The sequence below is a fragment of the Kribbella sp. NPDC051952 genome, assembly GCF_040680855.1.
Lineage (GTDB): Bacteria > Actinomycetota > Actinomycetes > Propionibacteriales > Kribbellaceae > Kribbella.
The window spans coordinates 1-22,300 of the sequence record NZ_JBFAXQ010000043.1; the positions used below are offsets into that span (position 1 = coordinate 1).

At 68.2% G+C, this 22,300-nt stretch carries 23 protein-coding genes and 1 pseudogene; 9 read left to right on the forward strand and 15 right to left on the reverse strand.

Annotation, left to right across the window (positions count from 1 at the left end):
* Positions 1–94: 94 nt before the first annotated feature.
* The 3 genes and pseudogenes from AB0L70_RS39690 to AB0L70_RS39700 all read left to right on the forward strand — a co-directional run.
* A pseudogene (locus AB0L70_RS39690) lies at positions 95–418 on the forward strand (carboxyl transferase domain-containing protein); the annotation flags it as partial.
* On the forward strand, positions 415–615 hold the full coding sequence (locus AB0L70_RS39695) for an acyl-CoA carboxylase subunit epsilon (RefSeq protein WP_363692070.1): 201 nt from the start codon (positions 415–417) through the stop codon (positions 613–615). The pseudogene AB0L70_RS39690 and the gene AB0L70_RS39695, both read left to right, overlap by 4 nt.
* 11 nt (positions 616–626) lie before the next feature.
* Positions 627–986, forward strand: a complete 360-nt coding sequence (locus AB0L70_RS39700; RefSeq protein WP_363692071.1) for a hypothetical protein — start codon at positions 627–629, stop codon at positions 984–986.
* A gap of 19 nt (positions 987–1,005) precedes the next feature.
* On the opposite strand, the gene AB0L70_RS39705 is transcribed toward AB0L70_RS39700, so the two are convergent.
* Together AB0L70_RS39705 and AB0L70_RS39710 are read right to left on the reverse strand one after the other, a co-directional pair.
* On the reverse strand, positions 1,006–2,190 hold the full coding sequence (locus AB0L70_RS39705) for a Maf family nucleotide pyrophosphatase (RefSeq protein WP_363692073.1): 1,185 nt from the start codon (positions 2,188–2,190) through the stop codon (positions 1,006–1,008).
* 11 nt (positions 2,191–2,201) lie between these two features.
* Complete coding sequence (locus AB0L70_RS39710; protein WP_363692074.1) at positions 2,202–3,905, reverse strand: DUF885 domain-containing protein; 1,704 nt, start codon at positions 3,903–3,905, stop codon at positions 2,202–2,204.
* 346 nt (positions 3,906–4,251) lie between these two features.
* Between AB0L70_RS39710 and AB0L70_RS39715 the strand changes: the two genes are divergently transcribed.
* Entirely contained in the window at positions 4,252–5,337 is a 1,086-nt protein-coding gene (locus AB0L70_RS39715) for a neutral zinc metallopeptidase (RefSeq protein ID WP_363692075.1), read from the forward strand.
* Positions 5,338–5,389: 52 nt separating this feature from the next.
* Here the strand turns inward: AB0L70_RS39715 and AB0L70_RS39720 are convergent, their stop codons facing one another.
* Both AB0L70_RS39720 and AB0L70_RS39725 read right to left on the reverse strand, forming a co-directional pair.
* Positions 5,390–5,713 (reverse strand): MmcQ/YjbR family DNA-binding protein, encoded by a 324-nt coding sequence (locus AB0L70_RS39720; protein WP_363692076.1) that lies wholly within the window; start codon positions 5,711–5,713, stop codon positions 5,390–5,392.
* A gap of 9 nt (positions 5,714–5,722) precedes the next feature.
* Positions 5,723–7,138: a DHA2 family efflux MFS transporter permease subunit gene (locus AB0L70_RS39725; RefSeq protein ID WP_363692077.1), complete on the reverse strand. Its 1,416-nt coding sequence runs from the start codon at positions 7,136–7,138 to the stop codon at positions 5,723–5,725.
* A 103-nt stretch (positions 7,139–7,241) separates the two neighbouring features.
* On the opposite strand from AB0L70_RS39725, the gene AB0L70_RS39730 reads away from it, so the two are divergent.
* Positions 7,242–7,793: a TetR/AcrR family transcriptional regulator gene (locus tag AB0L70_RS39730; protein ID WP_363692078.1), complete on the forward strand. Its 552-nt coding sequence runs from the start codon at positions 7,242–7,244 to the stop codon at positions 7,791–7,793.
* Between the two features lie 261 nt (positions 7,794–8,054).
* Here the strand turns inward: AB0L70_RS39730 and AB0L70_RS39735 are convergent, their stop codons facing one another.
* Positions 8,055–8,516 (reverse strand): hypothetical protein, encoded by a 462-nt coding sequence (locus AB0L70_RS39735; RefSeq protein ID WP_363692079.1) that lies wholly within the window; start codon positions 8,514–8,516, stop codon positions 8,055–8,057.
* Positions 8,517–9,163: 647 nt separating this feature from the next.
* Between AB0L70_RS39735 and AB0L70_RS39740 the strand changes: the two genes are divergently transcribed.
* Together AB0L70_RS39740 and AB0L70_RS39745 are read left to right on the forward strand one after the other, a co-directional pair.
* Complete coding sequence (locus AB0L70_RS39740; protein WP_363692118.1) at positions 9,164–10,243, forward strand: DUF2332 domain-containing protein; 1,080 nt, start codon at positions 9,164–9,166, stop codon at positions 10,241–10,243.
* Positions 10,244–10,400: 157 nt separating this feature from the next.
* On the forward strand, positions 10,401–10,985 hold the full coding sequence (locus AB0L70_RS39745) for a dihydrofolate reductase family protein (protein ID WP_363692080.1): 585 nt from the start codon (positions 10,401–10,403) through the stop codon (positions 10,983–10,985).
* Here the strand turns inward: AB0L70_RS39745 and AB0L70_RS39750 are convergent, their stop codons facing one another.
* The 8 genes from AB0L70_RS39750 to AB0L70_RS39785 all read right to left on the reverse strand — a co-directional run bounded on the left by AB0L70_RS39750 (position 10,986) and on the right by AB0L70_RS39785 (position 19,050).
* The gene (locus AB0L70_RS39750) at positions 10,986–11,534 is read right to left on the reverse strand and encodes a hypothetical protein (protein WP_363692081.1); all 549 of its coding nucleotides are present in this window, start codon (positions 11,532–11,534) and stop codon (positions 10,986–10,988) included.
* 40 nt (positions 11,535–11,574) lie between these two features.
* On the reverse strand, positions 11,575–12,876 hold the full coding sequence (locus AB0L70_RS39755) for a DUF58 domain-containing protein (RefSeq protein WP_363692082.1): 1,302 nt from the start codon (positions 12,874–12,876) through the stop codon (positions 11,575–11,577).
* Positions 12,876–13,856, reverse strand: coding sequence for a MoxR family ATPase (locus tag AB0L70_RS39760; protein ID WP_363692084.1), 981 nt, complete (start codon positions 13,854–13,856; stop codon positions 12,876–12,878). Before AB0L70_RS39760 ends, AB0L70_RS39755 begins: the two co-directional genes overlap by 1 nt.
* Before the next feature lie 6 nt (positions 13,857–13,862).
* Entirely contained in the window at positions 13,863–14,456 is a 594-nt protein-coding gene (locus tag AB0L70_RS39765; RefSeq protein ID WP_363692085.1) for a hypothetical protein, read from the reverse strand.
* Positions 14,453–15,211 carry a DUF4129 domain-containing protein gene (locus AB0L70_RS39770; protein WP_363692086.1) on the reverse strand — a complete coding sequence of 253 codons (759 nt, stop codon included), beginning with the start codon at positions 15,209–15,211 and terminating at the stop codon, positions 14,453–14,455. The genes AB0L70_RS39765 and AB0L70_RS39770 overlap by 4 nt, the downstream gene beginning before the upstream one ends.
* A gap of 17 nt (positions 15,212–15,228) precedes the next feature.
* Positions 15,229–16,440 (reverse strand): GNAT family N-acetyltransferase, encoded by a 1,212-nt coding sequence (locus tag AB0L70_RS39775; protein ID WP_363692087.1) that lies wholly within the window; start codon positions 16,438–16,440, stop codon positions 15,229–15,231.
* 182 nt (positions 16,441–16,622) lie between these two features.
* Positions 16,623–18,050 (reverse strand): proprotein convertase P-domain-containing protein, encoded by a 1,428-nt coding sequence (locus AB0L70_RS39780; protein ID WP_363692088.1) that lies wholly within the window; start codon positions 18,048–18,050, stop codon positions 16,623–16,625.
* A gap of 112 nt (positions 18,051–18,162) precedes the next feature.
* Positions 18,163–19,050, reverse strand: a complete 888-nt coding sequence (locus AB0L70_RS39785; RefSeq protein ID WP_363692089.1) for an XRE family transcriptional regulator — start codon at positions 19,048–19,050, stop codon at positions 18,163–18,165.
* A gap of 182 nt (positions 19,051–19,232) precedes the next feature.
* On the opposite strand from AB0L70_RS39785, the gene AB0L70_RS39790 reads away from it, so the two are divergent.
* A complete protein-coding gene (locus tag AB0L70_RS39790; protein WP_363692090.1) occupies positions 19,233–20,306 on the forward strand; it encodes a GTP-binding protein in 1,074 nt (357 codons plus the stop codon).
* Between the two features lie 4 nt (positions 20,307–20,310).
* Positions 20,311–20,784: an HIT family protein gene (locus tag AB0L70_RS39795; RefSeq protein ID WP_363692092.1), complete on the forward strand. Its 474-nt coding sequence runs from the start codon at positions 20,311–20,313 to the stop codon at positions 20,782–20,784.
* Here AB0L70_RS39795 and AB0L70_RS39800 read toward each other — a convergent pair.
* Together AB0L70_RS39800 and AB0L70_RS39805 are read right to left on the reverse strand one after the other, a co-directional pair.
* Entirely contained in the window at positions 20,767–21,465 is a 699-nt protein-coding gene (locus AB0L70_RS39800) for a maleylpyruvate isomerase N-terminal domain-containing protein (protein ID WP_363692093.1), read from the reverse strand. The two genes, AB0L70_RS39795 and AB0L70_RS39800, sit on opposite strands and share 18 nt — an antisense overlap.
* Positions 21,466–21,522: 57 nt before the next feature.
* Positions 21,523–22,299: an aldolase/citrate lyase family protein gene (locus AB0L70_RS39805; RefSeq protein ID WP_363692094.1), complete on the reverse strand. Its 777-nt coding sequence runs from the start codon at positions 22,297–22,299 to the stop codon at positions 21,523–21,525.
* Between the last annotated feature and the right edge of the window lies 1 nt (position 22,300).

The window sequence follows — 22,300 nt, forward strand, 5'->3', positions numbered from 1 at the left end:
GAGCACGCCACCCGAGCACGTCACCGGGCGCGGTTGGAGCGGGCTCGGATGAGGTGATCCCGGTTGGGCCGGGCTCAGTTGGGCAGGGCTCGGTTTGATGGGTTCGAAGCACCTGGGCGCGGACATGAACCTCGCCTGGCCGACCGCCCAGATCGCGGTGATGGGCGCCCAAGGTGCGGTGAACATCCTGTACCGGCGTGAGCTGGCCGGTGCCGAAGACCCCGAATCCCGCCGGCAGGAGCTGATCACCGAGTACGAGGACCAGCTGGCGAACCCGTACATCGCGGCCGAACGCGGCTACATCGACGCCGTCGTCAAGCCGAGCGAGACCCGCGCCGAAATCGTCCGCGGCCTGCGCCTGCTCCGCACCAAACGCGACACCCTGCCCCCGAAGAAACATGGGAACATTCCCCTGTGACCACCATTCGCGTCGTCAAGGGCGATCCGACGCCTGAGGAGCTCGCCGCGCTGATCACGGTCATCGCGGCCCGGGCCGCCGCGCCCGCTCCTGCCGCTGCGCCAGACCGGGCCAGCAACTGGGCGACGTACTGGCGAAACGCGCGAACCCCGTTCCGCCCCGGCCCGGGACAGTGGCGCGCAAGCGCTCATCCGTAAACACTGGCCCCATGGCTGACTACGCGGTCAACAAAGCAGCGGTCGAGTACGCACGAAAGCTGATCGACGGGCGGCAGTACGTCCTGGACAGCGACTGGGGTGAGGTGCAGCCGCGGGCGGACGACCAGAACGCCTTCCTGGAGAAGCACAGCTGGGAGGAGTACGGCGCCTGGCACCTCGGCCTCACCGACGGTCCGGGCGACGAGACCAAGGCCCGCTACGCCTTCGTCTTCGGCGACTTCCGGCGGATCCACCGCGTCGGGCTGATCGCCTGCGTCTACCGCGCCGCGGAGTGGCGCCACAAGGCGGTCGAGCTCGCCGCCCACGACCTACTCCAGCAACTCGACGCCAAGACCGGCCTGAAGGCCTAGTGCCCTCCGACGCAGGGCACTAGCTCCGCCGGAACCGGACGAGCGGGTAGACCGGGGTCTCGTCGTTCGTACGGCGTGGGCCCGGGAAGGTTGTCGCGCCGTCGAGGACCAGCCCGTGACGGGCTGCCGCGGCGACCAGGTGGGTCAGAGCGTCCTGGGACCGGAGCTCGTTCGGGCCGCGGCCGTCGGCGTACCGACCGGCGTCGCTCTTCTCGGTGGTGGTGATGAAGACACCGCCCGGCCGGAGGACGCGCGCGACCTCGGCGACGATCGGCTCGCTGTCCTCCAGCAGGTGCAGCAACCAGATCGCCACGACGGCATCGCACCGCCGGTCAGCGATCGGGAGCGTCTTCGCGTCCGCTGCCGCAACGTGCCCGGGCAGCCGGACCCGCGCCCGCTGCAACATCGCCGCCGACAGGTCGACCCCGTGCACTAGGTTGCCCAGAGCAACAAGCTCCGCGCCGACACTTCCCGTCCCGACGGCCAACTCCAGCAGCCGTCCGGCGGACGGGAGGAGGGACTGGACGGCATGGGCCGCGGCCTCGGCGCGGGCTTCTCCGCCGCGGGTCTCGTCGTACGTGGAGGCGACGGTTTCGTCGTACTCGTAGGTGTTCGACAGCTGCCAGAGGGCCGGCCACGGAATGTCCACCTGGGCGAGCATGCGGCGCAGCAACGGTAGGGAGAGGCCGACCACGTTGTGATAGTCGCCTTCGACGCCCGTGACGAACGGGCCGCCCAGGCCGTCGACGGTGAACGATCCGGCGACGACGAGCGGTTCTCCGGTGGCGACGTACGCGTCGATCTCATCGTCGGTCAGGTCGGCGAAGTGGACCGTCGTCGACGCGAGCTCGCGCTGCTCGACCTTCGCGTTGGTGTCGATCAGGCAGTGGCCGGTGTGCAGCACGCCGCTCCGCCCGCGCATCGACCGCAGTCGCTCCCGCGCCGCGTCCGGCGTACCGGGTTTGCCGTACGCGACGCCGTCGAACTCGAGCACCGAGTCGCAGCCGAGGATGGTCGCGTGCTCGGTCAGGTTCGCCATCACCGCCCGCGCCTTCAGCGTGGCCAGCAACCGGGCGAGCTCGCCCGGGCTCTCCGCGGTGATGTTGTCCTCGTCGACACCGGAGACGATCACCTCCGGCTCGACGCCGGCCGAGCGCAACGTCTGCAACCGGGCCGGCGACGACGAGGCAAGGACGAACCTCACGGGATCGGGCTTCACAGCTTCGCGAGGGCTCGGCGCAACGGGTCGAGACCGATCGACCCGAGGTTCAGCGCGTCGGAGTGGAACGTGCGCAGGTCGAACGCGGATCCCTTGCGCTGCTTGGCCTCCTCGCGCGCCTGCAGCCAGATCCGCTCACCGACCTTGTACGACGGTGCCTGTCCGGGCCAGCCGAGATAGCGGTTCAGCTCGGCCCGCAGGAACTCGACCTCCATCCGGCAGTGGGCGCGGAGGAACTCGAACCCGAGCTCGGCGTTCCACCGCTCACCCGGGCGCCAGCCGAACGGGTTGTCCCGCGGGACCTCCAGCTCCAGGTGCATGCCGATGTCAACGATCACCCGCGCCGCCCGGAATCCCTGCGCGTCCAGCATGCCGAACCGCGCGCCCGGGTCCTCGAGATACCCCAGTTCCTCCATCAGGCGTTCGGCGTACAGGGCCCAGCCCTCGCCGTGGCCGGAGACCCAGCAGGCGATCCGCTGCCAGCGGTTGAGCAGGTCCGTGCGCAGCATCGTCTGCGCGCACTGGAGGTGATGCCCAGGCACACCCTCGTGGTAGACCGTGGTGACCTCACGCCAGGTGGCGAAGTCCTGTACGCCGTTCGGCACGGCCCACCACATCCGGCCGGGCCGCGTGGTCAGGTCCTCGCTCGGCGGGGTGTAGTAGATCGAGCCGTCCGAGGTCGGCGCGATCATGCACTCGAGGGTCTGGATCTCGGCCGGGATGTCGAAGTGCTTGCCGCCCAGCTCGACCACGGCCGCGTCGGACATCTGCTGCATCCAGTCCCGGAACGCCTCCTTGCCGTGGATCTTGCGGGCCGGGTCGTTGTCGAGCAGCGCGGCGGTCGCCTCGATGCTGCGGTCGCCGCCGTTCAGACCGGCCGCGATCGTCTGCATGTCGGTCTCGATCCGGGCCAGTTCCGCCCAGCCCCAGGCGTACGTCTCCTCGAGGTCGACCTTCGCACCGAGGAAATCGCGCGACGCCAGCTCGTACACCTCGCGACCGCACGCGTCCCGCTCCGGCGCCCGCGGGGCGAGCTCGGCGGTCAGCCACGCACCGAACTGCTCGTACGCCTTCCGCGCTGAGGCAGCCGCAGCCTCGACGGTCGCCTTGACCGGGCTGTCCGACGCCTGCGCGGCGAGGCCGGCGAAGAAGTCGTCACCGTCGGCGCCGGTCCAGCTGGCGATCCGCGCGGCCAGGTCATTCACCTGGCGCAGCGCCGAGACGCGGCCCTGACCGGCCTGCTCGAGGACGGTGTCGCGGTACCCGTCCAGCGCCGTGCCGACCTGGTTGAGCCGGATGGCGACCGTCTCCCAGTCGCTCTCCGTTGCCGTCGGCATCAGGTCGAACACCTGCCGGATCTCGGCCGGGACCGAGGCGATCGCGTTCAGTTGGTGCTGTGGGACACCGGCCTCGTAGCGCTCGAGCTCCAGCCCGAGGCGCTCCAGGAACGCGTCCTTGGCGACCTCCTCGCGCGGGCTGCCGGTCTCGGTCGCGCGGGCCTCAGTCACCGCGCGCTGGGTCAGCTCGATCAGGCCGTCGAACCCGGACGGGGAGTAGTCAGGTAGCTCGTGATCGTGGCCGGCGATCCCCATGAAGGTCGCGGAGGCCGGCTGGAGGGCGACGTACTCCTCGAGATAACGCTCGGCGAGCTGGTCGATCGGGCTGTTCGGCGTACTGGCCGCGGTGGTCGCTTCGGTCACGTGACCGACCCTATCGCGCGGGGTCCGCGCGACTGACCCGATTTGTTGCCGATACTGTGCAGGTCGCTGTCCAGTCGTGAGGCAGCCCATTTCCTGGAGGAAGGGCACGGCGTTGTCCCAGCCACCGTTCGGCGGTCCCCCCGGCCAGAACCCGCCGTACCAGCAGCAGCCGGGGCCCTATGGTCCGCCGCAGGGCCAACCCGGTCCTTACGGTCCTCCGCAGGGGCAGCCGGGTCCGTCCGGTCCGTCTGGTCCTTATGGTCCTCCGCAGGGGCGTCCTGGGCCTGGGCCTTACGGGCCGCCGCAGGGGCAGTACGCCGTACCTCCGCAGTACGGACCGTCCTCGATGGCGCCGCAGCAGGGGCAGGGGTTCGGCTGGGGACCCAACTTCGGGCCGCCGGGTCCGGGTGGGCCCGGGTTCCAGCCGGGCTGGCAGCCGCAGCGGCCGCGGAAGAAGTCGAAGGGACCGCTGATCGCGATCCTCAGCGTCGTCGGTGTGGCCATCGTCGGCGCGTGGATCTTCGGCGTGATCAAGAAGAACGCCGACAACGACTACACGCCGCCGGTCAGCTCCCGCCGCTACACGCCGGAGCCGACCACCACGTCGGAGCCGACCTCGGGGCCGACTTCGGAGCCGACCGAGGAGCCCACGGAGCAGCCGACCTCGACGTCTACCTCGACCGAGTCGCCTTCCGAAGGTCCGTCGGACGCGACGATCGTGGGCAAGAACGCGCTGTACAAGGTCGGCCAGATGCGGACGGTGAACTGCAAGGAGCCGAACGTCCGGCCGACCACGACCCGCCTCGCGGCCGAGTACTGGGCCAGGATCAAGCCCTGCCTGGACAAGTCGTGGGCACCGCTGGTGGCGAAGGCCGGCTACACGTTCAAGGCGCCGGCGATGACGTACTGGTCCGGCACGAGCACCACCACACCGTGCGGCGACGGCCCGGTCAGCGTGCCGTTCTACTGCCCGAGCAACCACATGATGTACATGAAGGTCGACGTGTTCGCGAAGACCTACAACGAGTACCCGGACGCGGAGTCGAAGGCGTACGCACGGATGTGGTACTCGCGGTCGATCGCTCACGAGTACGGGCACAGCGTGCAGAACATGACCGGGATCCTGGCCGCGTCCAGCCGGCTCCGGTACGAGCAGACCGACTACGCGGGTCAGATGCGGATGACGCGTCGCTCGGAGCTGCAGGCGAACTGCTTCGCCGGTGTGTTCCTGGCCGCGAACAAGCGCAGCTACCCGATCAACGGCCTGATGCTCGCCGTCTGGAAGAAGTGGGTCGTCACGGCCGGCGACAAGCCCGAGCAGGGTGACCACGGCAGCGTGGCCAGCCAGGCGCGCTTCATGGGCAAGTCCTTCACCAATGCGAATCCGGCGTCCTGCAACACGTACTCGGCCTCACCGGCCAACGTCAGCTAGGTCAGCTCGGGCGGTCTGGGCAGCGCAGGCGGTCCAGGTCAGCTCGGGCGGTCTAGGTCAGCTCGGGTGGGGCGACCTGCCGCCAGGAGTCGACGAGGATGTCGTGCAGTTCGTCGGCGTCCTCGAGCGCGTCGAGGCGGGCCCGAACCCAGTTCGAACCCGCCTCGTGCGGCGGAACCCAGAACTTCCCGGGTTCCGCCGCGATCAGCTCTTCGCGCTCCAGCCGCGGACACCGCACCGCGAACGAGGTCTGGTCGTCCGGCACAGTGACGAACATCCGTCCGGCCACATCGAACGTCGGGTGTCCCCACCGCTTCTTCTCCACCGTCTCCGGAAGAGACAGCGCAATCCGTCGTACGTCGTCAGCGTCCAGCACCCCGATACCTTAAGCGGCGCGCTTCCGGCCCGGTAGCAGGAGCGCGACGATCGCGCCGACGGCGACAATCGCCGCACCCGTCCAGACCGCGGGGACCAGACCGGCGGCGTACTCCGTCGGCGACTCGTAGGACCCGGCCGACGCGAAGACCGACGCCAGTACGGCGACGCCCATCGCGACTCCCACCTCGCGGATGGTGTTGTTCGTACCCGACGCCACCCCACGGTCCGCGTCGCTCGCACTCGCCATCACCACGCTGGCCGCCGGCGCGAAGGTCAGTCCCATGCCGACTCCCGCGAGTACGAACGGCAGGACCATTTCGCCGTACTGCGTTGTCGCGGTCGTGATCAGCGCGAGCCAGCCCAGCGCCACTGCCAGGAGGACCTGACCGGTGGCGATCAGTGCGCGCGGTCCGACTTTGTCAACAATCAGACCAGCGATCGGCGCGACCACCATCGGCGCCATCGTCCACGGCATCGTCCGGATGCCCGACTGCAGCGGGCTGTAGCCCTGCACGACCTGGAAGAACTGCGCCAGCAGGAACACCGAGCCGAACACGCCGACCGAGAACGTGAACGAGGTGATGTTCACGACGCTGAACGCCCGTACGGAGAACAACCGCAGCGGCAGCATCGGAGCGGCGGTCCGCCGCTCCCAACCGACGAACGCGGCCAGCAGGGCCACACCGGCAACCAGCGAGCCCAGCACTCCACCGGAGGTCCAGCCGTCGTCAGCACCGTGCACGACGCCCCAGACGATCGACAGCACGCCGGCAGTCGCCAGTACCAATCCGAGCAGGTCCAGGCGCTTCGCCGTACCCCTCGACTCCGTCAGGACGCGCGCGGCGAACAGTACGGCGACCACGCCGACCGGCACGTTCAGCCAGAAGATCCATTGCCAGTTGAGGCCGTCGACAACGGCTCCACCGACCACTGGACCGACTGCCACGCCTAGTCCGGAGATGCCACCCCAGATTCCGATCGCGGCGCTGCGCATCTTCTCGGGTACGGCGCCGGCCAGCAACGTCAGCGACAGCGGCATCACGGCCGCCGCACCTACGCCCTGAATCGCGCGGGCGCCGATCAGCATCCACGGCTCGGTCGCCAGCGCACAGGCCGCCGAGGCCAGCGTGAACAACGCGATCCCGGCCAGGAAGATGCGCCGCCGGCCCAGCTTGTCGCCGATCGCCGCTGCGGTCAGCAGGAGGGCGGCGAAGGACAGCGTGTATGCGTTCACGAACCACTGCAGGTCGGACAGCGACGCACCCAGCTCGGTCTTGATCACCGGCAGCGCGTTCGTCACGACCAGGTTGTCCAAAGTGACCATAAAGGTGGGAATCCCCACCGCGGTCAGGACGGCGCCGAGCCCAAACTTCCGGGTCCGCACAGCCCGCGTTTCCAGCTCATCAAGAGCGGTCGACGTCATCTCTACTCCTAGTTGTAATCCACTGATAACAAGTTCGTGAGACCAAAGTATGCATCCACTGATAACATGTCAAGTGAACAGTCGGACGAACCGAGGAGTGAGCATGGCGACCAGGGTGCGGCTGACGGCTGCTGAGCGCGGCGAGGAGGTGCTGCGGGCGGCGGTCCAGGCCTTCGGTGCGTCCGGCTACGAGGGCACGAAGACCGACGAGATCGCGCGGATGGCGGGCGTCTCCCAGCCGTACGTGATCCGCCTGTTCGGTACCAAGCAGCAACTCTTCCTTGCCGCGGTCCAATCCGTCTGCGAACGAATCGAGCAAATCTTCCGCGAGGCCGCCGCCGAGTCCCCCGAACTCCGCAGCCTCGGCCACAACTACGAGCGACTTCTCTCCGAACCAGAACTCCTGCTGGTCCTGCTCCACGGCTTCTCCGCCAGCGGCGACCGCACCATCGGCGACTGCGTCCGAGAGCGCTTCGGCGCCATCTACACACTGGTCCGCGAACTAACCGGCGCAACTCCACAAGAAGCCCGTGAGTTCCTAGCCACCGGCATGCTCCTAACCGTCATGTCAGCCATGCAAGTCCTGGGCCCCAACGCCATCCCCCTCCCCTGGGCCCAAGAACTCCAATCCACCTTCGGCAACGACAACGAGTAGCACCGGGTCCACCCCACGCGTGCTCCCGCAGTCGCTCCTTCGTCGCGCCTACTCCGCACGCTCCCACCCACCCTCGAGCGCGCGCTGCCGCGCTTCTTTACGCGCTGTCGCGCTTCGTCGACTGCACCGCACTCCCGGCAACTGCGGTCAGTTGAGCCACACCAGATGAGCCGTGGCCACAGGTCCTCACACAGCCGCCCAACGGATACCGCACGCTAGCAACGGCTGGCCAGATTGAGCGCCCGGAAGGCTGGCATGATGTCAGCCATTTGGCTGGGTGAACTGGGCGTATTTCGGTGCGGCGATAGCGAGGATTTCTCTGCAGGCGTCCGTTACTGGTTGGGGGCCGGTGAGGGCTTCTCCGACAAGGAGCCAAGCTCCTGCGGCAGCGTTCTGGAGGCAGCGCTTGCCTAGGTCGTCGGCTCGGTAGCTGGCGCCCTGCACGAGGTGGAAGAGCAGGTCCAGTACTGCGATGCGTACGTGTTGAGGGCGTTCGTCGATCAGCGCTGCCAACAGCACGGAGATGCTCGGCTCAGCGGCGGTGAAGATGTCGTCCTGTGCAAAGACCTGATTCTCCAAGCTCGACCAGACACTCTGCATCGCACTCGGCGGCCAGCTGGCAACGAACTCGGCCAGGACTCGACCGAAGTCCGAAGCAGGACCACCGGCCAGCTGATACGTCGGCCAATCCACCCCCTCGATGACCAAGTCTGCGACGGTCAACGCATCCTCCTCCGAACACCTGACAGCCGGCCGCAACCTGCGCCAGCCGGCCAACGCCACGGCCGCTGCCACCGCTTCAAACCGTTCTCCTACTGTGGCTCGGGCTCTCGTCGGCGATGAACCCATTCTTCGCCAGGACCAAGTTCGCGCGCGCGGTCTGGTGGAACCAAGACTGCGGTGAATCGGACATCGACCGGTGGACGGAAGTCTGCGAGCACGTACGTTTCAGCTTCAGCTGGGACGAGAAGTTCCTCATCTCCTGCGGACTCGTAGATGAATCGAGCTTCGGTCAGTGGGTAGGACGGCCGCACCGCGACCGCCCGGAGTCCTGGCGTAACCAAGTCCCAGAGCGCCCTCTGGAACGACAAGAGCACCTCGGTACGGAACGCGGCGAGATCGGTTCTCATTGCCCGCCCCGGAATGAAGCCAACGCTTCTGTCGTCACGACCACGCTTTGATGGTATTCCGGCTGCGGGCTCGACACCCATGCCCCTCCAGCTGGGCGGAGATGACTATGGCTAGCAACTCGGCTGCGAGTTCCAAGGCGGGCCGGAACAACTCCACCGGGTCGAATCCGGCGCGATCTACGACAGTGGCCGTTAGGGTTGTTGGGGTGGTGGGGTCGACTGTGGGGAGGGTCGGGGCTCGTGGGTGGAGGTCGGTCGGTTGCCGAGGTTTACCGGGGGTTTGGGGAAGGTGAGGCTGCGAAGGGTTCGCCTTTGTATGGGCGGATTGCTGTTGCGGTGAGCGAGTCTGAGGTGGCGCTGCGAGCTATTGAGAAGGTGCCGGTGCGGAAGCGGCGGCCTGGGGTGGTGTTTGCGGCTTTGTATTACCTGGCGCTTGCTGGGCGGGCGCCGGAGTTGGCTGCGGCGTACGCCGCTGGGGATGGGGATGCTGCTGTGGGGGCGGCGATTGAGGCGTTGGTGGGGATGACTGACGCTGTTGCGGAGGTCGCTGTACGTCGGCCGTTGCGGGGTAACGAGGTTGGTCACGGGGCCGTGTTGTATCCGGCTGTTGCTGAGGTTGCGTGGCGGGCGGGGGCGGGGGCGGTCGGGTTGATTGATGTGGGGTGTTCGGCTGGGCTGAATCTCTGCGTGGATCGGGTTGGTGTTGCCTATGGCAACGGACAGTCGTTGGGGGATCCGTTGTCGCCGGTGCAGGTGGTGGCTTCGGTTGTGGGTGATCGGGCCATTCCGACGCGGGCGATGCCCGAGGTCGTCGTGCGGGTGGGCATCGATCGTGGGCCGGTTGATGTGACCGACTCGGATGAGGTGCGTTGGTTGCGGGCGTGTGTGCCGCCGGATCGGGTGGAGCAGGCTGCGCGGCTCGACGCGGAGTTGGCGTTGGCGGCGGCGGATCCTCCGGTTCTGTTGCAGGGTGACGCCGTCGAAGTGTTGCCTGAAGCGCTCGCTCGGGTGCCTTCGGACGTCCTGCCGGTTGTCACGACTACGTGGGCGTTGTCGGCGTACTCGCTTGAGGATCGTCTGCGATTTCTGCAGCGCCTCGATGAGGCGGCGACTGATCGGGCGGTGGCGTGGGTTTCCGTGGAGGGGGTTGGCGTGGCGCCGGCGGTGCCGACGTTTGGGGATCGGCGTGCTTCTGGGCACAGCATCATCGGTACGGCGGTGTTCGATCATTCGACGCTGCGGGTCGAGGGCGTTGGGCGCAGCTGGTCGCAGGGCCGGATGCTGTCGTGGCTGGCGGACTCAACTGTCCGAAGCTGTTGAAAGGGGGTTGAAACCACAAGCCCCTATGGTCGCTACAACCGGCGTACTGGATTTCCTCGAAGGAAGCCCTGGGGCGATGTCGGATCGGGGCCGGGGTGTTCGTAGCAAGAGTGTGCGGCTGCTAATACAGCGCTGCAACCTACTCGAGGAGAGCATCATGACCGCGACCTACACGTTCGACATCTTCTGCACGCTCGACGGCTTCGGCTCGTACAACGAGAAGGGCGACTGGGGCGGCTACTGGGGCAAGGCGGGCCAGGACTTTCTCGATCGCCGCGTCGCCCTGTACGCCGGGGAGCAGCGGGTGGTACTCGGCGCCAACACGTACCGGCAGTTCCTAGAGATCCTCGGCCCGAACCCCGGGGAAGCCAACGTCGACGACCCGGTGAATCTGCGGATGATGAGCGTCCCGACGACGGTCGTGTCGACCACACTCGACGGACCCCTCGACTGGCCGAACGCGACCCTCGCCAAAGGCGACGCCGTCGAGGTAGTCGCCCGCCTCAAGGAGGAGTCCGACGTACCCCTCCGCTCCCTCGGCAGCGTGTCCCTCAACCGCTCCCTGATGGCCGCGGGCCTGGTCGATCAAGTCCAGGTGACGATCTTCCCGGTGATCTCCGGCCAGACCGGAGTGGACCCAATCTTCGGTGGGGCAGCCGACTTCGACCTCGAACTACTCGAGACCCGCACCCTGGACGGCAACACCCAAGAACTCATCTACCGCCCAACCCTGCACGCCTGACTAGTTGCGGGTCAGTTTCTGGCCAGCGGCGAACCAGATGGTGAGGGTTGTCAGGACCAGGGCTCCTACGGTGACCAGGAGGGAGCCCTTGATGGCTGCGCCTTGGACCAGGGCGGCGGCTACTGCTACTACCGGGACGATCAGGACGGCGATTGCTGTGGGCAACAGCCAGCGGCGGAGGGCTTCTCGGTGGATCTGGGCGTACGACGGGACCTGGGCGGCGAATGAGGTTGCCAGGTGGAGCACCAGCAACGCGATCGCGGTGAGGGCGAGGCTCCAGGTGATCTCGGCGGGGGCTCGCAGGAACCAGCCGAAGGTGACGATGAGCATGAACACCAAGCCTGCAAGGGAATCCGGCAACACCACCGTGGCGGCGAGCATTGGTACGCCGATGATCGGGATGAGATCCATTTGGTCCCACGACTGTAGTGGTGGCACCACCAGAGCCACGGTCCCCGCGAAGGCGATCACGAACCGGGCGAGCAGCGCGGCCCGCCCCGAGGACCGCGCCTCCACCAACCACTGACTGATCTTCTCCGCCGCCGTCACGACACCACTCCCCGGTCCGCAGCTGTCACGTGTCTCGCGGTCATGAGCGCATCCTGGGGGCTGAGGCCAGGCGGGAGGCGTCTCGGAGGACTTCGTCCAGGGTGCCGGCGCCGCGCCAGCGGACGGTGGGGACGCCTAGGTCGCTGAGGCGGTCCAGGTCTCGGCGGCGTTCCAGGAGGCGGAGGCGCCAGGCGAGGGGCCACGTGCGGGCGTCGTGTTCGTCGAGGTCGATCACCGACGCGACGTCGGGTGGCAACGTGTCGACGGCGATCACAGTGCAACCCGAGTGGACGAGGGTGACGACGTACCCGAGCATCACCTGGCGGAGGAGCGGGCTGAGGACCAGGACCAGGCTGTCGGACCTGATGCGGTTGCGGCGGGCCAGTTGGTTTTCGTCTTGCTGGCGACCTTTGCGGTCCGCGTGGACGAGGGTGTCGAGGATGCGGCGCAGGTGGCCGCGGCCGCTGCCGGAGCGGACGCCACGGACGAGGTTGCCGGTGTCGATCAGTCGAACGCGGTCGCCGTGGCGCAGGTAGTGCTCGGCGATCGAGGCAGCCGCGCGTACGCCGGTATCGAGGCTGCTCGACCGTCCGTCGATTCCTTCGCTGATCCCGATCTCGCCGCCGGTGTCGAGCAGGATCACCACCTCGGTGTCGCGGTCCGACCACGTCGACGTGACGTGCAGTTCGCGGGTCCGCGCGGACACGGACCAGTTGATCCGCCGCAACCGGTCGCCAGTACGGAACGGCCGAACCCCGGCCAGCTCCGTCCCCTCACCCGGCCGCCGTGACCGATGCAGTCCCACCAGACCAGCCGGACGAGGTACGGCGTCAACCGCCTCGAACCCTTCACGCAAAGGCAACGTGGTCACGGCCAACGGCTCAGCCGACGTCACCTGAATCCGATAAGCGCCGAGCACCGAAGTCGCCGCAACCGCAGGCTTCTCCAACGCCCGCAGACCCCAGCGCTTCGAACGCAGACCGACCTCGAGCGTGACCGCACCATCCGTCACCGGCTCCGCGATCGCAGCCTGCGGCGGGTCGTACTGGAACCATTGGGATCGGGGCAGCGCCGCCACAATCAGGTCGATATCGGGATCGACCGACCCGGACACCCGCAGCCGGTACGTCGTCGCCTGGCCCTCGAACAGCACGTCCGCATCGAGCTCGGTGTGCACCTCGGGCCGCTCCCGTGGCCGGAAGTACCGCCCCCAGACCGCAACGAACGCCAGCGGCAATCCAAAGACCGCCGCATCCGGCCGTCGCCAGAGCACCGCAATGCCGAGCAGCACCGCGGCCACGCAGATCCCGCGGATCTGCGCATGGGTCGGTTGCCACTTCATCAGCGGGATGCGCCGACCACGGTCGGCGGTGCCGCGACCGTACCGAGGACCGTGCGGACCACGGTCGCACCAGTGACCTCATGCAGCCAAAGCTCCGGCCGCACAGTGATCCGGTGCGCCAGAGCCGGTACGGCGACAGCCTTCACATCCTCTGGTACGACGTAGTCCCGGCCCTGGATCACGGCGTACGCACGAGCTGTCAGCAAGAGCGCGAGTGAACCACGCGGGGATGCGCCGACGAGGACCTGCGAGTCGCGACGGGTCGCTGCTGCGAGCTCAACGCAGTACTGCCCGACGGTGTCGTCGACGGTGACTGTCTCGACCGTGCGTTGGGCTGCGCGGAGACCGGCTGCGTCAGTGACGGCCTCTACGGTCTGGTCTTCGGTCCGGCGGCTCATCCGGCGACGCAACACCTCCCACTCTTCCTCGGCGCTCGGGTAGCCGAAGCCGATGCGGAGCATGAAGCGGTCGAGCTGCGCCTCAGGAAGGGGATAGGTGCCTTCGTACTCGACGGGGTTCGCAGTGGCGAGCACGTGGAACGGAACGGGCAGCGGGAAGGTCTGGCCCTCGACGGTGACCTGGTGTTCCTGCATCGACTCGAGCAGCGCCGCCTGGGTCTTCGGTGGGGTCCGGTTGATCTCGTCGGCGAGCAGCAGGCCGGTGAAGATCGGGCCGGGCCGGAAGACGAACTCCGAGTCCTTCTGGTCGTAGACGAACGCACCGGTGACATCGGACGGCAACAGGTCAGGGGTGAACTGCACCCGCCGGAACTCGAGCCCGAGCGCCTGCGCGAACGACCGTGCCGCCAGCGTCTTCGCCAGGCCCGGGTAGTCCTCCAGCAGCACGTGCCCGCCCGCGAGGATCCCGGCCAGCACCAGCTCGAGAGCGTCGGCCTTGCCGACGACTGCCTGGCTCACCCGCTCCAGCACCCGCTTGCTCAGGTCGGACACCTCATCGAGCGTCAGCTCGCGATCAGTCACAGTTCCTCACAGGTTCTCGATGGTGTGGATGGCGGCCTCGATCTCGTCGAGGGACGCGGTGCGTTTGTCGTCGCCGGTGATCAGGTCCCAGAGCCGGTCGCCGGTCATCGCGCGCGCACGGTCCGGCTCGAGCGCCGGGTCGATGCCGTGGCGATGGACGAGGCGATCGGTGCACAGCTCCAGCAGCAGCGGCCGGATCCGCCGGATGAACGTCTGCGAACCCTCACCGGCCCGGCGCTCGCGGCTGGACTCCTGCAGCCAAGTGGCGATGAACTGGGTCCGGTTGTCGTCGCTCCGCGCCCGCAGCGCGGCCAGATGCTCGTCGTGCCGGGTCGGCCAGTTGGTCTCCAGCACCTGCGGCGAGATCAGCCGGATCGCCAGCGAACCGAAGGCGATCGCCAGCGCCGCCGCGACGAACCACAACGGCCGTGGCGCCATCCCCGCGGCCGCGAACACACCGACCAGCAGCAGACTCGCGAGCACGGTGATCCCGACATGCTGCAGCAGCACCTTGTTCCGCAGCCTCGACCGGATCCGGCGCTCTTGCGGATCCGGTGGCGGCCCCTTCTCCTCCAACGGCGACCACCGGTACGACGTCATTGCTCCGCCCCCGCACTATCCGCGGTCACGGGGGCCAAGGCTTCGTCGCGCACCCGTCTGGCCACGGCCAGCTCGTCGCGCAGGCGAAGGAGAGCAGCGCGCGCCTCAGCCCGGGCCGGCTCGGTCGAGCCGTGGGTGGAGTAGCGGGCCTCGCGATACAGCTCGCCGAGCCGCACCAACTGCGGCTCGGAGATGCCGCCGACGCCAAGAACGCGCACGGTGAACTCGCCCGGCGTCTCCGACGGATCGCGTGCGATCCCCGCCGAAGCAGACGCGTCCTCCAGTGCGACCCAGCAGGCGATCACCGCATCGGTCGCGGTGCCGGAGTCGATCCGGGCCAGGCCCGTGTCGACGGCCTCCGCGAGCCGGTCGGCCTTCACCCGCTCCCAGTCGGCCTCCTGGTCCTCGGGCTGCGGGAGCTCGACCGCGCGAAGGACGCGGTAGATCAGCCAGCCGACGAGCACCGCGACGGCCGCGATCGCCATCCAGATCAACGCCTGCCAGAGCGCCTTCACCCAGTCCGGGACCGGCCGCGGCTTCCGCTGTTGCTCGGGCGGCGGTCCGACCGGTGTCGGCGCTTGCACGGACTCGCTCGGGGTGATGGTGGGCAGCTCACGCGGGCTGGACTTCAGGGTGCTCTCGCTGACCGGCCGGACCGAACCACCGGCCGACGCGAGCACCACGAACCCACCCGCCGCGACCCCGACCAGCAGGATCGCGGCCAGTGCCAGTGCACCCCGCCGCTGCGTCTGCATCTGGGAAGGCTAGCCGATCAGAAACCCGTATCGAGGAACGGGAGGCGGTCGGTGGAAAACGCTTGCGAGGTCGTGGCCAGCGCGCCGGCCGTGTGTTCCTCGACGAGTCCCGCACGGCCGAGGCGAACCAGGGACGGCCTGCCGAGGTAGATCGCGCCGAGCTCGCGGACGTCGATGGTCAGGTCAGGCGACCGCGTTGTCGTCGAGCACTCGGCGCCGTCCGGCCCACCGGTCAGGTGCCAGCTGCCCGCGTTCCACGGGAGGAAGTTGTCGGTGACCGCGAGTACGACATCGAGATCCCGCGCGTACGTCCGGGCCGCGAGTGCTCGTGCGACGTCGACCGGGCGGATCCAGACGCCGTCCCGGGTGATCGCTGACGGGGCACGGGGATCGACGAGCAGGTCCAGCAGCGGGTCGTCCGACGCGAGCGTGTCGCAGTGCGTCTCGCTCAGCAGGTCAGGATCGAGCAGGTAGCGCCAGAGCGCGGCATGTGACGCGAGGTCGACGGCATGCACGCGGTCGACGTCCACAAACCCCTTGTCGGCCCGTTTGGTCCGGTAGTACGCGAACCCGGTCACCTCACCGTCGCGCTCGGCCACCACACACCGCCGCTTCGATCCGTTGGCCGGATTGGCCGTCACGGTGTCGCTGATCGCATACCCCTGGAAGCGCTCGTCGTGGTGGAACATCCCGGGCCGCTCGGCCGCGAGCTTGTTGCGCAGCGCCGCACACGTCGCGAGCGACTCCTGCACGTCGACCCACCGGATCCGTACGTCGTCGATGCCCGCGACCGCCCGCATCTCCCGCGACTTCTTCGGTACGGCGATCTCTTGAGCGTCGCTCGCAAGTCCGTACCCGAAGCGGCCGTAGATCACCGGCTCGCTCGCGGTCAGCGCGGCCAGTGGCTCCCCGGCCTCGTGGACCGCGTTCAGTTGGGTACGCATCAGATCACGCAGGATCCCCCGCCTCCGATGGGTCGCCACAACGCCGACCATCGTCACCCCGGCCACCGGCACCCCGGCCACCCCAGGCACAGTCATCCGCAGCGAGAACGTGCCGGTATGACCGACCAACTGCCCGTCGTTGAGCGCGACATAGCTCCGCTCCGGCTCCCACACCTTCCGCTCGGCCTCGTACTGCGCGTCGGTCCACGGCGCCGAGAACGCCATGTCCAGGAGCCCCAGGAGCTCCTCCCACCCACCCTTGTACTGCCCGATCTCGATCGCCATACCCCCTTACCTACCAGACGATCCGCGTCAACCGCTCGGGATTTCCTCAGGAGTGCCGGAAGAATGCGCACCCAGTTCCTGATGAGGGCGCCGGCCGGCCCTGCCCCGGGGCCGGCCGGCGCCCGCTCGCGGACTACCGGCGTGCTCGACCAGCGGGCTACCCGCGTGATCGGACCAGCGGGCTACAGCGTGATGGACCAGTTCGTCAGCGCTCCGGTGTCCCCATAACCGTTGTCGCCGATCCGGAGCGTCCACGTACCAGCCGCAGTCTCGTCGGCAGGCACGTCGTACGTCTTCGACGTAGGCAGCGGGTGGCAGGTGTTCCCGCCGTACCGCTGCAGGTAGTACCACTTGCCGCTCGGGGAGACGACGCTGATGTTGAGGTCCTCCAAGCAGGTGTGGTTGCCCTCGACCTTCACCTTGACCGGTGACGTCGTACGTCCGGACGCCGTCGACCGGACCTGGCTCACGGCCACCTGGAAGTCCCGGATCGGGTAGTCGGTGCCGTTGGCGTAGGTCCGCTCACCCGGGTCCGGGTCGCCGGGATCGCCCGGGTCGCTGGAACCGGTCAGCAGGGTGAGGTTCCACTTGGCCAGGGCCTCGTTGACCGGCTGGAAGATCGAGTTGTCCTCGTTCGGCGTGCAGGTCGAGTTCCCGCCGGAGTGCAGGCCGACCGCCTTGTCACCACGCAGCCAGGCACCGCCGGAGTCACCGCCCTCGGAGCAGGCGTCGGTCGTGGTCAGGCCGTCGATCACCACGTTGCCGTAGTCAATGGACTGGTTGACCGCGGTGACCTTGCCACACTCCCAGTTCGGCGCGGTGTTGCCCGAGTGGCAAACGGTGTCGCCGACGATCGCGTCGGCCGAGCCGGTGACCGTGACGGCCGGTTGTCCCCAGGTATTCACGTTCGGGGAGATGGTCCAGCCTGGCTCGGTGACCGCGACGACACCCATGTCACCCTCGCGGGCGTTCACACTGCGGGTACCACCGACGTTCGACGTACCGATCCGGTTGGACTGCCCACTCGCGCCGTACGCCGCCTGGCTGGCGTCGTTGGTGCAGTGGCCCGCGGTCAGGAAGTGCTTGTTGCCCGCAGAGTCGGTCGCCGGGAAGCCGACCGAACAGTTGCTCTCACTGCCCGGCCACCACGGGTCACCCGGGTTCACCTCGCCGGACTGCTGCCGGAACGTCGTGTGCACCTGCTCGACCCGGACGCCGGCACCAAGCGAGGCGAAGGCAGAGGTCGTACGCCGAGACTTGACGACAACCTGGTTGCTGATCGGGTCGATCCCCCAGCTCTGCAGGTCAGGTTGCGTGCGCGCAATCGTGTCCACCTGCGCGAGAAGGTGATCGAGCTGAGCTTGAGACCGACCGACGTACTGCGGAACCGCACCGGCGGCTCGTACCTGCGTAGCGGCCGCATCGTTGACCACGGCCACTGTCAGGCGGCCGTGGTCGATCCAGCGCCCGGCCTGACCAGGTGACGGGGCGAGGCGAGCGGAGACCTGGTGTGGGTCGGCGGAGGGGGCGGCATCGGAGTAGGCGGCCGCGCGACCTGGTATCACCACCAGTGCACCGCTCAGAAGAACTGCTGCCAACTGCCGTTTCATGGTTGTACTCCTTGCGTTCGGGCGGGGACGGTGGACCCGAACGTAGGAGGTGATTCAGCGGCACGGAATCGGCAGAAGCCCTTTCACAGTTAAGTTTCCGGGCCTTAACGGTTCACTTCTCCCAGCTCCACCGGAAGCCGTAGCGGCCCGGCCCGAAGTTGAGTACGACGCCATGCACCTCGTCGTCGACGTCGACCGTACGGGCGACCTCGTCCGCGTCGTCCAGCTGGGAGAACGCGGTGCACGTCACCGGCAACCGCGCGGGATCGAAGCAGATCTCGAGCACGAACTCCCGCACCGGCAGGCGGAACTTCCGCTCGTAGTTCGTCGCCGGCGGGTACGGCGCAACGTTGACGAGCTCGTGCTCCGTGATCACGGTCTCGCCCTTGCGCAGCGGACGGTCGAAGAGCAACTCGGCAACCAGGAGCCCGTCCGCGGGACGCCGTACCGTCCGACCGAGGCGGCAATGCCGGAGTGGACGAATCACCGGGAGCGCGCGGTCGTGCTCGTCGAGGTGCATGATCACGACCCATCGATCCGGACCGTCGGCCTCCGCCCGCAGCACCTGACGGGAGTGGTACGAGCGTTCGCCGCGATCGGGACCGATGAACACCCGGTCGTGCTGACTGATCCGGGTCAGCCGCTCGTCCCACCGCAGATCCACCTCGCTCACCGCGGCCTCGACCGCGTCGGGGCGAGGCCAGAACGCTGCTACATCGGGCCGATTGGGCACAGTGCTCAGCCAACGGCCGCGCCGGCGCGGTGGCCCCAGCGACGCGGACAGTGTCCCGGCGGGCAACTCCAGCACTGCCTCCAGCAGCTCAACCGCCGCCCGCGAGTCACGTCGCTCGGGTTGTGACCGCCCCGACTGCCAATAGCTCAAGGTCGCCAGACTGACCGACACCCCGTTCGCCAGCAGGCGCTCCCGGATCCGCTCGAGTCCCAGCCCGCGCGCCTGGATGGCCGCACGCAGCACGTCCGCGAACTCGGGCTCACCCATGCTCCGGACCCTAGGCAACGACTCCGGCCGCGGCCAGCCCTCGGCCCTTTAACTGTTAACTCCGGCGATGAGACACGGGACACGTTGAGGGAGCGCGAAGGGCGGAAAATGCCGCCATACTAGGAAAACCGGGCTTTTCCCGGCGCTGGACTGATGAAAACCGTTTTCATATACTGTCGATTGTGACCGCCCACATGAAGACTCCGTTGACCCTGCTCACCGGTCTCTCCAGGACGCTCCGCGAGCCGGTGCTGGAGGCAATGACGGACGCCACCACGGTCGCCGTGGTGGTCGACCAGGACGAGCTGCTCGCGCGCGGCGTGCTGTCGTGGCGAGTGCAGGACGCCTCCGGTCCGATCGACGCGGGTGAGTTCGCAGTCGGGGACGACTGCGGTGCGTGCCAGCTGATCGAGTCACTGGTCCCGCTGCTCGAGGCTCTGGTCGCACGCGCGCAGTGGGATCACGTCGTACTCGCGGCGCCGCCGGCGATGGAGGCGCGTCCGCTGGTGACCACACTGCTTGCGGCACTGCCTGAGCTGCGGGTCGACACGGTCACGTGTGTGGTTGACGCTGTACTGCTGGTTGAGCAGTTGTCCGGTGATGAGTTGCTGGCCGAGCGTGGACTCGCGCTCGGGCCGCCGGACCGGCGCAACGTCGCAGAGCTGACCGCGCGGCAGATCGAGTACGCCGATGTCTGCGTGCTCGCCAACAGCCATCGCACTCCGACACCAGAGCGGCTGCACAACCTGCTGCTGCACCTGAACCCGCGGACCACAGTTGTTGCCGCCGATCCGGCAGGTGTTCCGACCGGACCGGTCGCGCGGACCGAGCTCTTCGACTTCACCGCGGCAGAGGCGTGGGCCGGTGAGCTCGCGTCGTCCGACCGCGTACAGCCCAGCGGGGATGGTGTGACGACCGTGCTGTGGCGATCGACGCGACCACTGCACCCGACCCGGCTGAACGACGCACTCGAGGACATCGTGAACGGCGTAGTCCGCAGCCGCGGCGTGGTCTGGCTGGCCAACCGCCCGACCCAACGGGTCCGGTGGGAGTCCGCCGGCTACAGCGCCTCCCTGGGCATGCTCGGCGAGTGGTCCGAGACCGAGCACCTCGCGGAGTGCACGGTCGTTGCGACGGGCATGGGACTGGACCCAGCGCGCCTGCAGTCCATCCTCGACGCCTGCCTACTGACTGAGTCCGAGCTGGCCAGCCTGGATTGGAAGGACCTCGAAGACCCCTTCGCCGGTGTCCTATAGCCGCATGTTCAACCACGAGCCGCCGCGGTACGACTGCCCGTTCTGTCACCTTGCGGCCGGCGGCGAGGACGGCTGGTCGAAGCAGCAGGACATCGTGCTGCGCACCGACCTGGCGATGGCCTTCACCAGCGCGCGGTGGTGGCCGAACAACCACGGCAACGTTCTCGTCGTGCCCACCGAGCACCACGAGAACCTCTACGACCTACCCGCTGCTGCCGGTCATGCCGTCCACGACGCCGTCCGCGAGATCGCGATCGCGATGCGGCACACCTATGGCTGCGACGGCGTCTCCACGAGACAGCACAACGAGCCGGCGGGTAATCAGGACGTGTGGCACTACCACGTGCACGTCTTTCCGCGGTACGACGGCGACGAGCTCTACGCGAGGGCTCCGCTCGCCGAGATCGCCACCGACGCCGAGCGCGAGCCCTATGCGCGGAAACTGAAGGAGTACTTCGCCTCAGCCCAGCAGGGGTAGCCGATCGGCGTGCGCGCCGAGCATGTCCAGGTCGTCGTCATCCAACCCGAGGCGTCCGGTGGCCTTCAGGATGTACGTCGTGGTGTCCCACCCGATCACGTCCCACGCTTCAGGCCCGAAGAGACCGTCCAGGGTACGAGCGGTGACCTGGAGCGCCTCGGGGTCCGGCTCAGGAGCGTCCGGAAAGTTCAGCGTCAGGTCGAGGTGATGGATGGTTGCCTCTAGCACCAACGTGGCGACGAAGTCGGTCGCGGGCAGCACGTGGCCCTGCGTCTCGATCCGGTGCCCCTTCGTAGCCAGGCCCGCCGCGGCCGCTCGCACCGCCGCCTCGGAGACCTCGCGCCAGTACTGCACGAGTACGCCGGGCTTCCGGTAGGCGGCCGCAACACCCCGCACGAAGCTCGTGTCCGGCTCGGAGTCCTGCGGCGGAAAGTCCCGCCAGTAGCTGACGAAGTCTCGATCCGGCTCAGCCACCGCCGGGCTGGCGAACGCGATCAGTGCCCGCTGGGCGTCGTACAGGAGATGCACGAGCAGTGGGCCGACCGGCATGCCGGGGCATCTGGTCTCGCGTTCGAAGTCCGCGTCGCTCAAGCCCTGCACGGTCTCGGTCAGCCGGCCGTACGAACGCCCCAGCGTCGCCGCCAGCGCGTGCGGCAAGGCCCCTCGCTCGGGTGCCTTCATCCCGGCCTCCTCGGTGTGCTCCTTCCGAACCTAACCCCGGAGACTGCCGCGATGTTCCTAGCCCCGGGCAACCCGCAGGTGCTCGGCCGCGATCGCCTCGAGGTGACTGAGGTCGGACGACACCGTCGCGAAGCTGTAGCCCTGGGCCAGCCGGGCCTGCGCGCTCTCGCCGTCGAAGGTGTGGATGCCGGCCGCGATCCCCGCCTCCTGAGCCGTCCGCGCGATCAGCTCGAGCGCCTCCTCGAAGGGCTCGGCGATCTCCGGGTCGCCCGGGAACCGAGCACCCAGCGCCAACCCGAGGTCCGACGGACCGACGTACACGCCGTCGAGGCCGGGCGTAGCGCAGATCTCGGCCACGTTCTTGAGTCCGAGCGGCGTCTCGATCATCGCCAGGACGACGGTCGCCGCGTTCGCCTCCGCCGGCACCGAATTGATCCGCAACGAGGCACGCAACGGGCCGAACGACCGTACGCCGGTGGGCGGATACTTGGCCGCCCGCACCGCCCGCGCCACATCGTCCGCCGTGTCGATCAACGGCACGATCACCCCGGCCGCACCCGTGTCCAGCGCGCGCCCGATCGGCGTCGGGTCGTTGGCCTCGACCCGGACGAGCCCGACCGTCCCACCGGAGCCGATCGCCGAACCCGCGTCGATGGCCAGCAGTCCGTGCAACAGACCCGTCGTACTGATCAGACCGTGCTGCCCGTCCAGTACGACGTAGTCGTAGCCCAGCGCCGCGATCCGCTCGGTCGCCGGCGGCGCGTCCAGCGTCACCCAGTAACCGACCAGCTTCTCCCGCGAACGAACCCTGTTGGCGAACTCCCGAGCAGTCACC

Excerpts from the sequence above, each read along its gene's own strand:
- AB0L70_RS39700 (WP_363692071.1), top strand. The coding sequence starts at position 627 with ATGGCTGACTACGCGGTCAACAAAGCAGCGGTCGAGTACGCACGAAAG.
- AB0L70_RS39715 (WP_363692075.1), top strand. The coding sequence starts at position 4,252 with ATGGCGCCGCAGCAGGGGCAGGGGTTCGGCTGGGGACCCAACTTCGGG.
- AB0L70_RS39725 (WP_363692077.1), bottom strand. The coding sequence starts at position 7,138 with ATGACGTCGACCGCTCTTGATGAGCTGGAAACGCGGGCTGTGCGGACC.
- AB0L70_RS39730 (WP_363692078.1), top strand. The coding sequence starts at position 7,242 with ATGGCGACCAGGGTGCGGCTGACGGCTGCTGAGCGCGGCGAGGAGGTG.
- AB0L70_RS39745 (WP_363692080.1), top strand. The coding sequence starts at position 10,401 with ATGACCGCGACCTACACGTTCGACATCTTCTGCACGCTCGACGGCTTC.
- AB0L70_RS39755 (WP_363692082.1), bottom strand. The coding sequence starts at position 12,876 with ATGAAGTGGCAACCGACCCATGCGCAGATCCGCGGGATCTGCGTGGCC.
- AB0L70_RS39765 (WP_363692085.1), bottom strand. The coding sequence starts at position 14,456 with ATGACGTCGTACCGGTGGTCGCCGTTGGAGGAGAAGGGGCCGCCACCG.
- AB0L70_RS39770 (WP_363692086.1), bottom strand. The coding sequence starts at position 15,211 with ATGCAGACGCAGCGGCGGGGTGCACTGGCACTGGCCGCGATCCTGCTG.
- AB0L70_RS39775 (WP_363692087.1), bottom strand. The coding sequence starts at position 16,440 with ATGGCGATCGAGATCGGGCAGTACAAGGGTGGGTGGGAGGAGCTCCTG.
- AB0L70_RS39780 (WP_363692088.1), bottom strand. The coding sequence starts at position 18,050 with ATGAAACGGCAGTTGGCAGCAGTTCTTCTGAGCGGTGCACTGGTGGTG.
- AB0L70_RS39785 (WP_363692089.1), bottom strand. The coding sequence starts at position 19,050 with ATGGGTGAGCCCGAGTTCGCGGACGTGCTGCGTGCGGCCATCCAGGCG.
- AB0L70_RS39795 (WP_363692092.1), top strand. The coding sequence starts at position 20,311 with ATGTTCAACCACGAGCCGCCGCGGTACGACTGCCCGTTCTGTCACCTT.
- AB0L70_RS39800 (WP_363692093.1), bottom strand. The coding sequence starts at position 21,465 with ATGAAGGCACCCGAGCGAGGGGCCTTGCCGCACGCGCTGGCGGCGACG.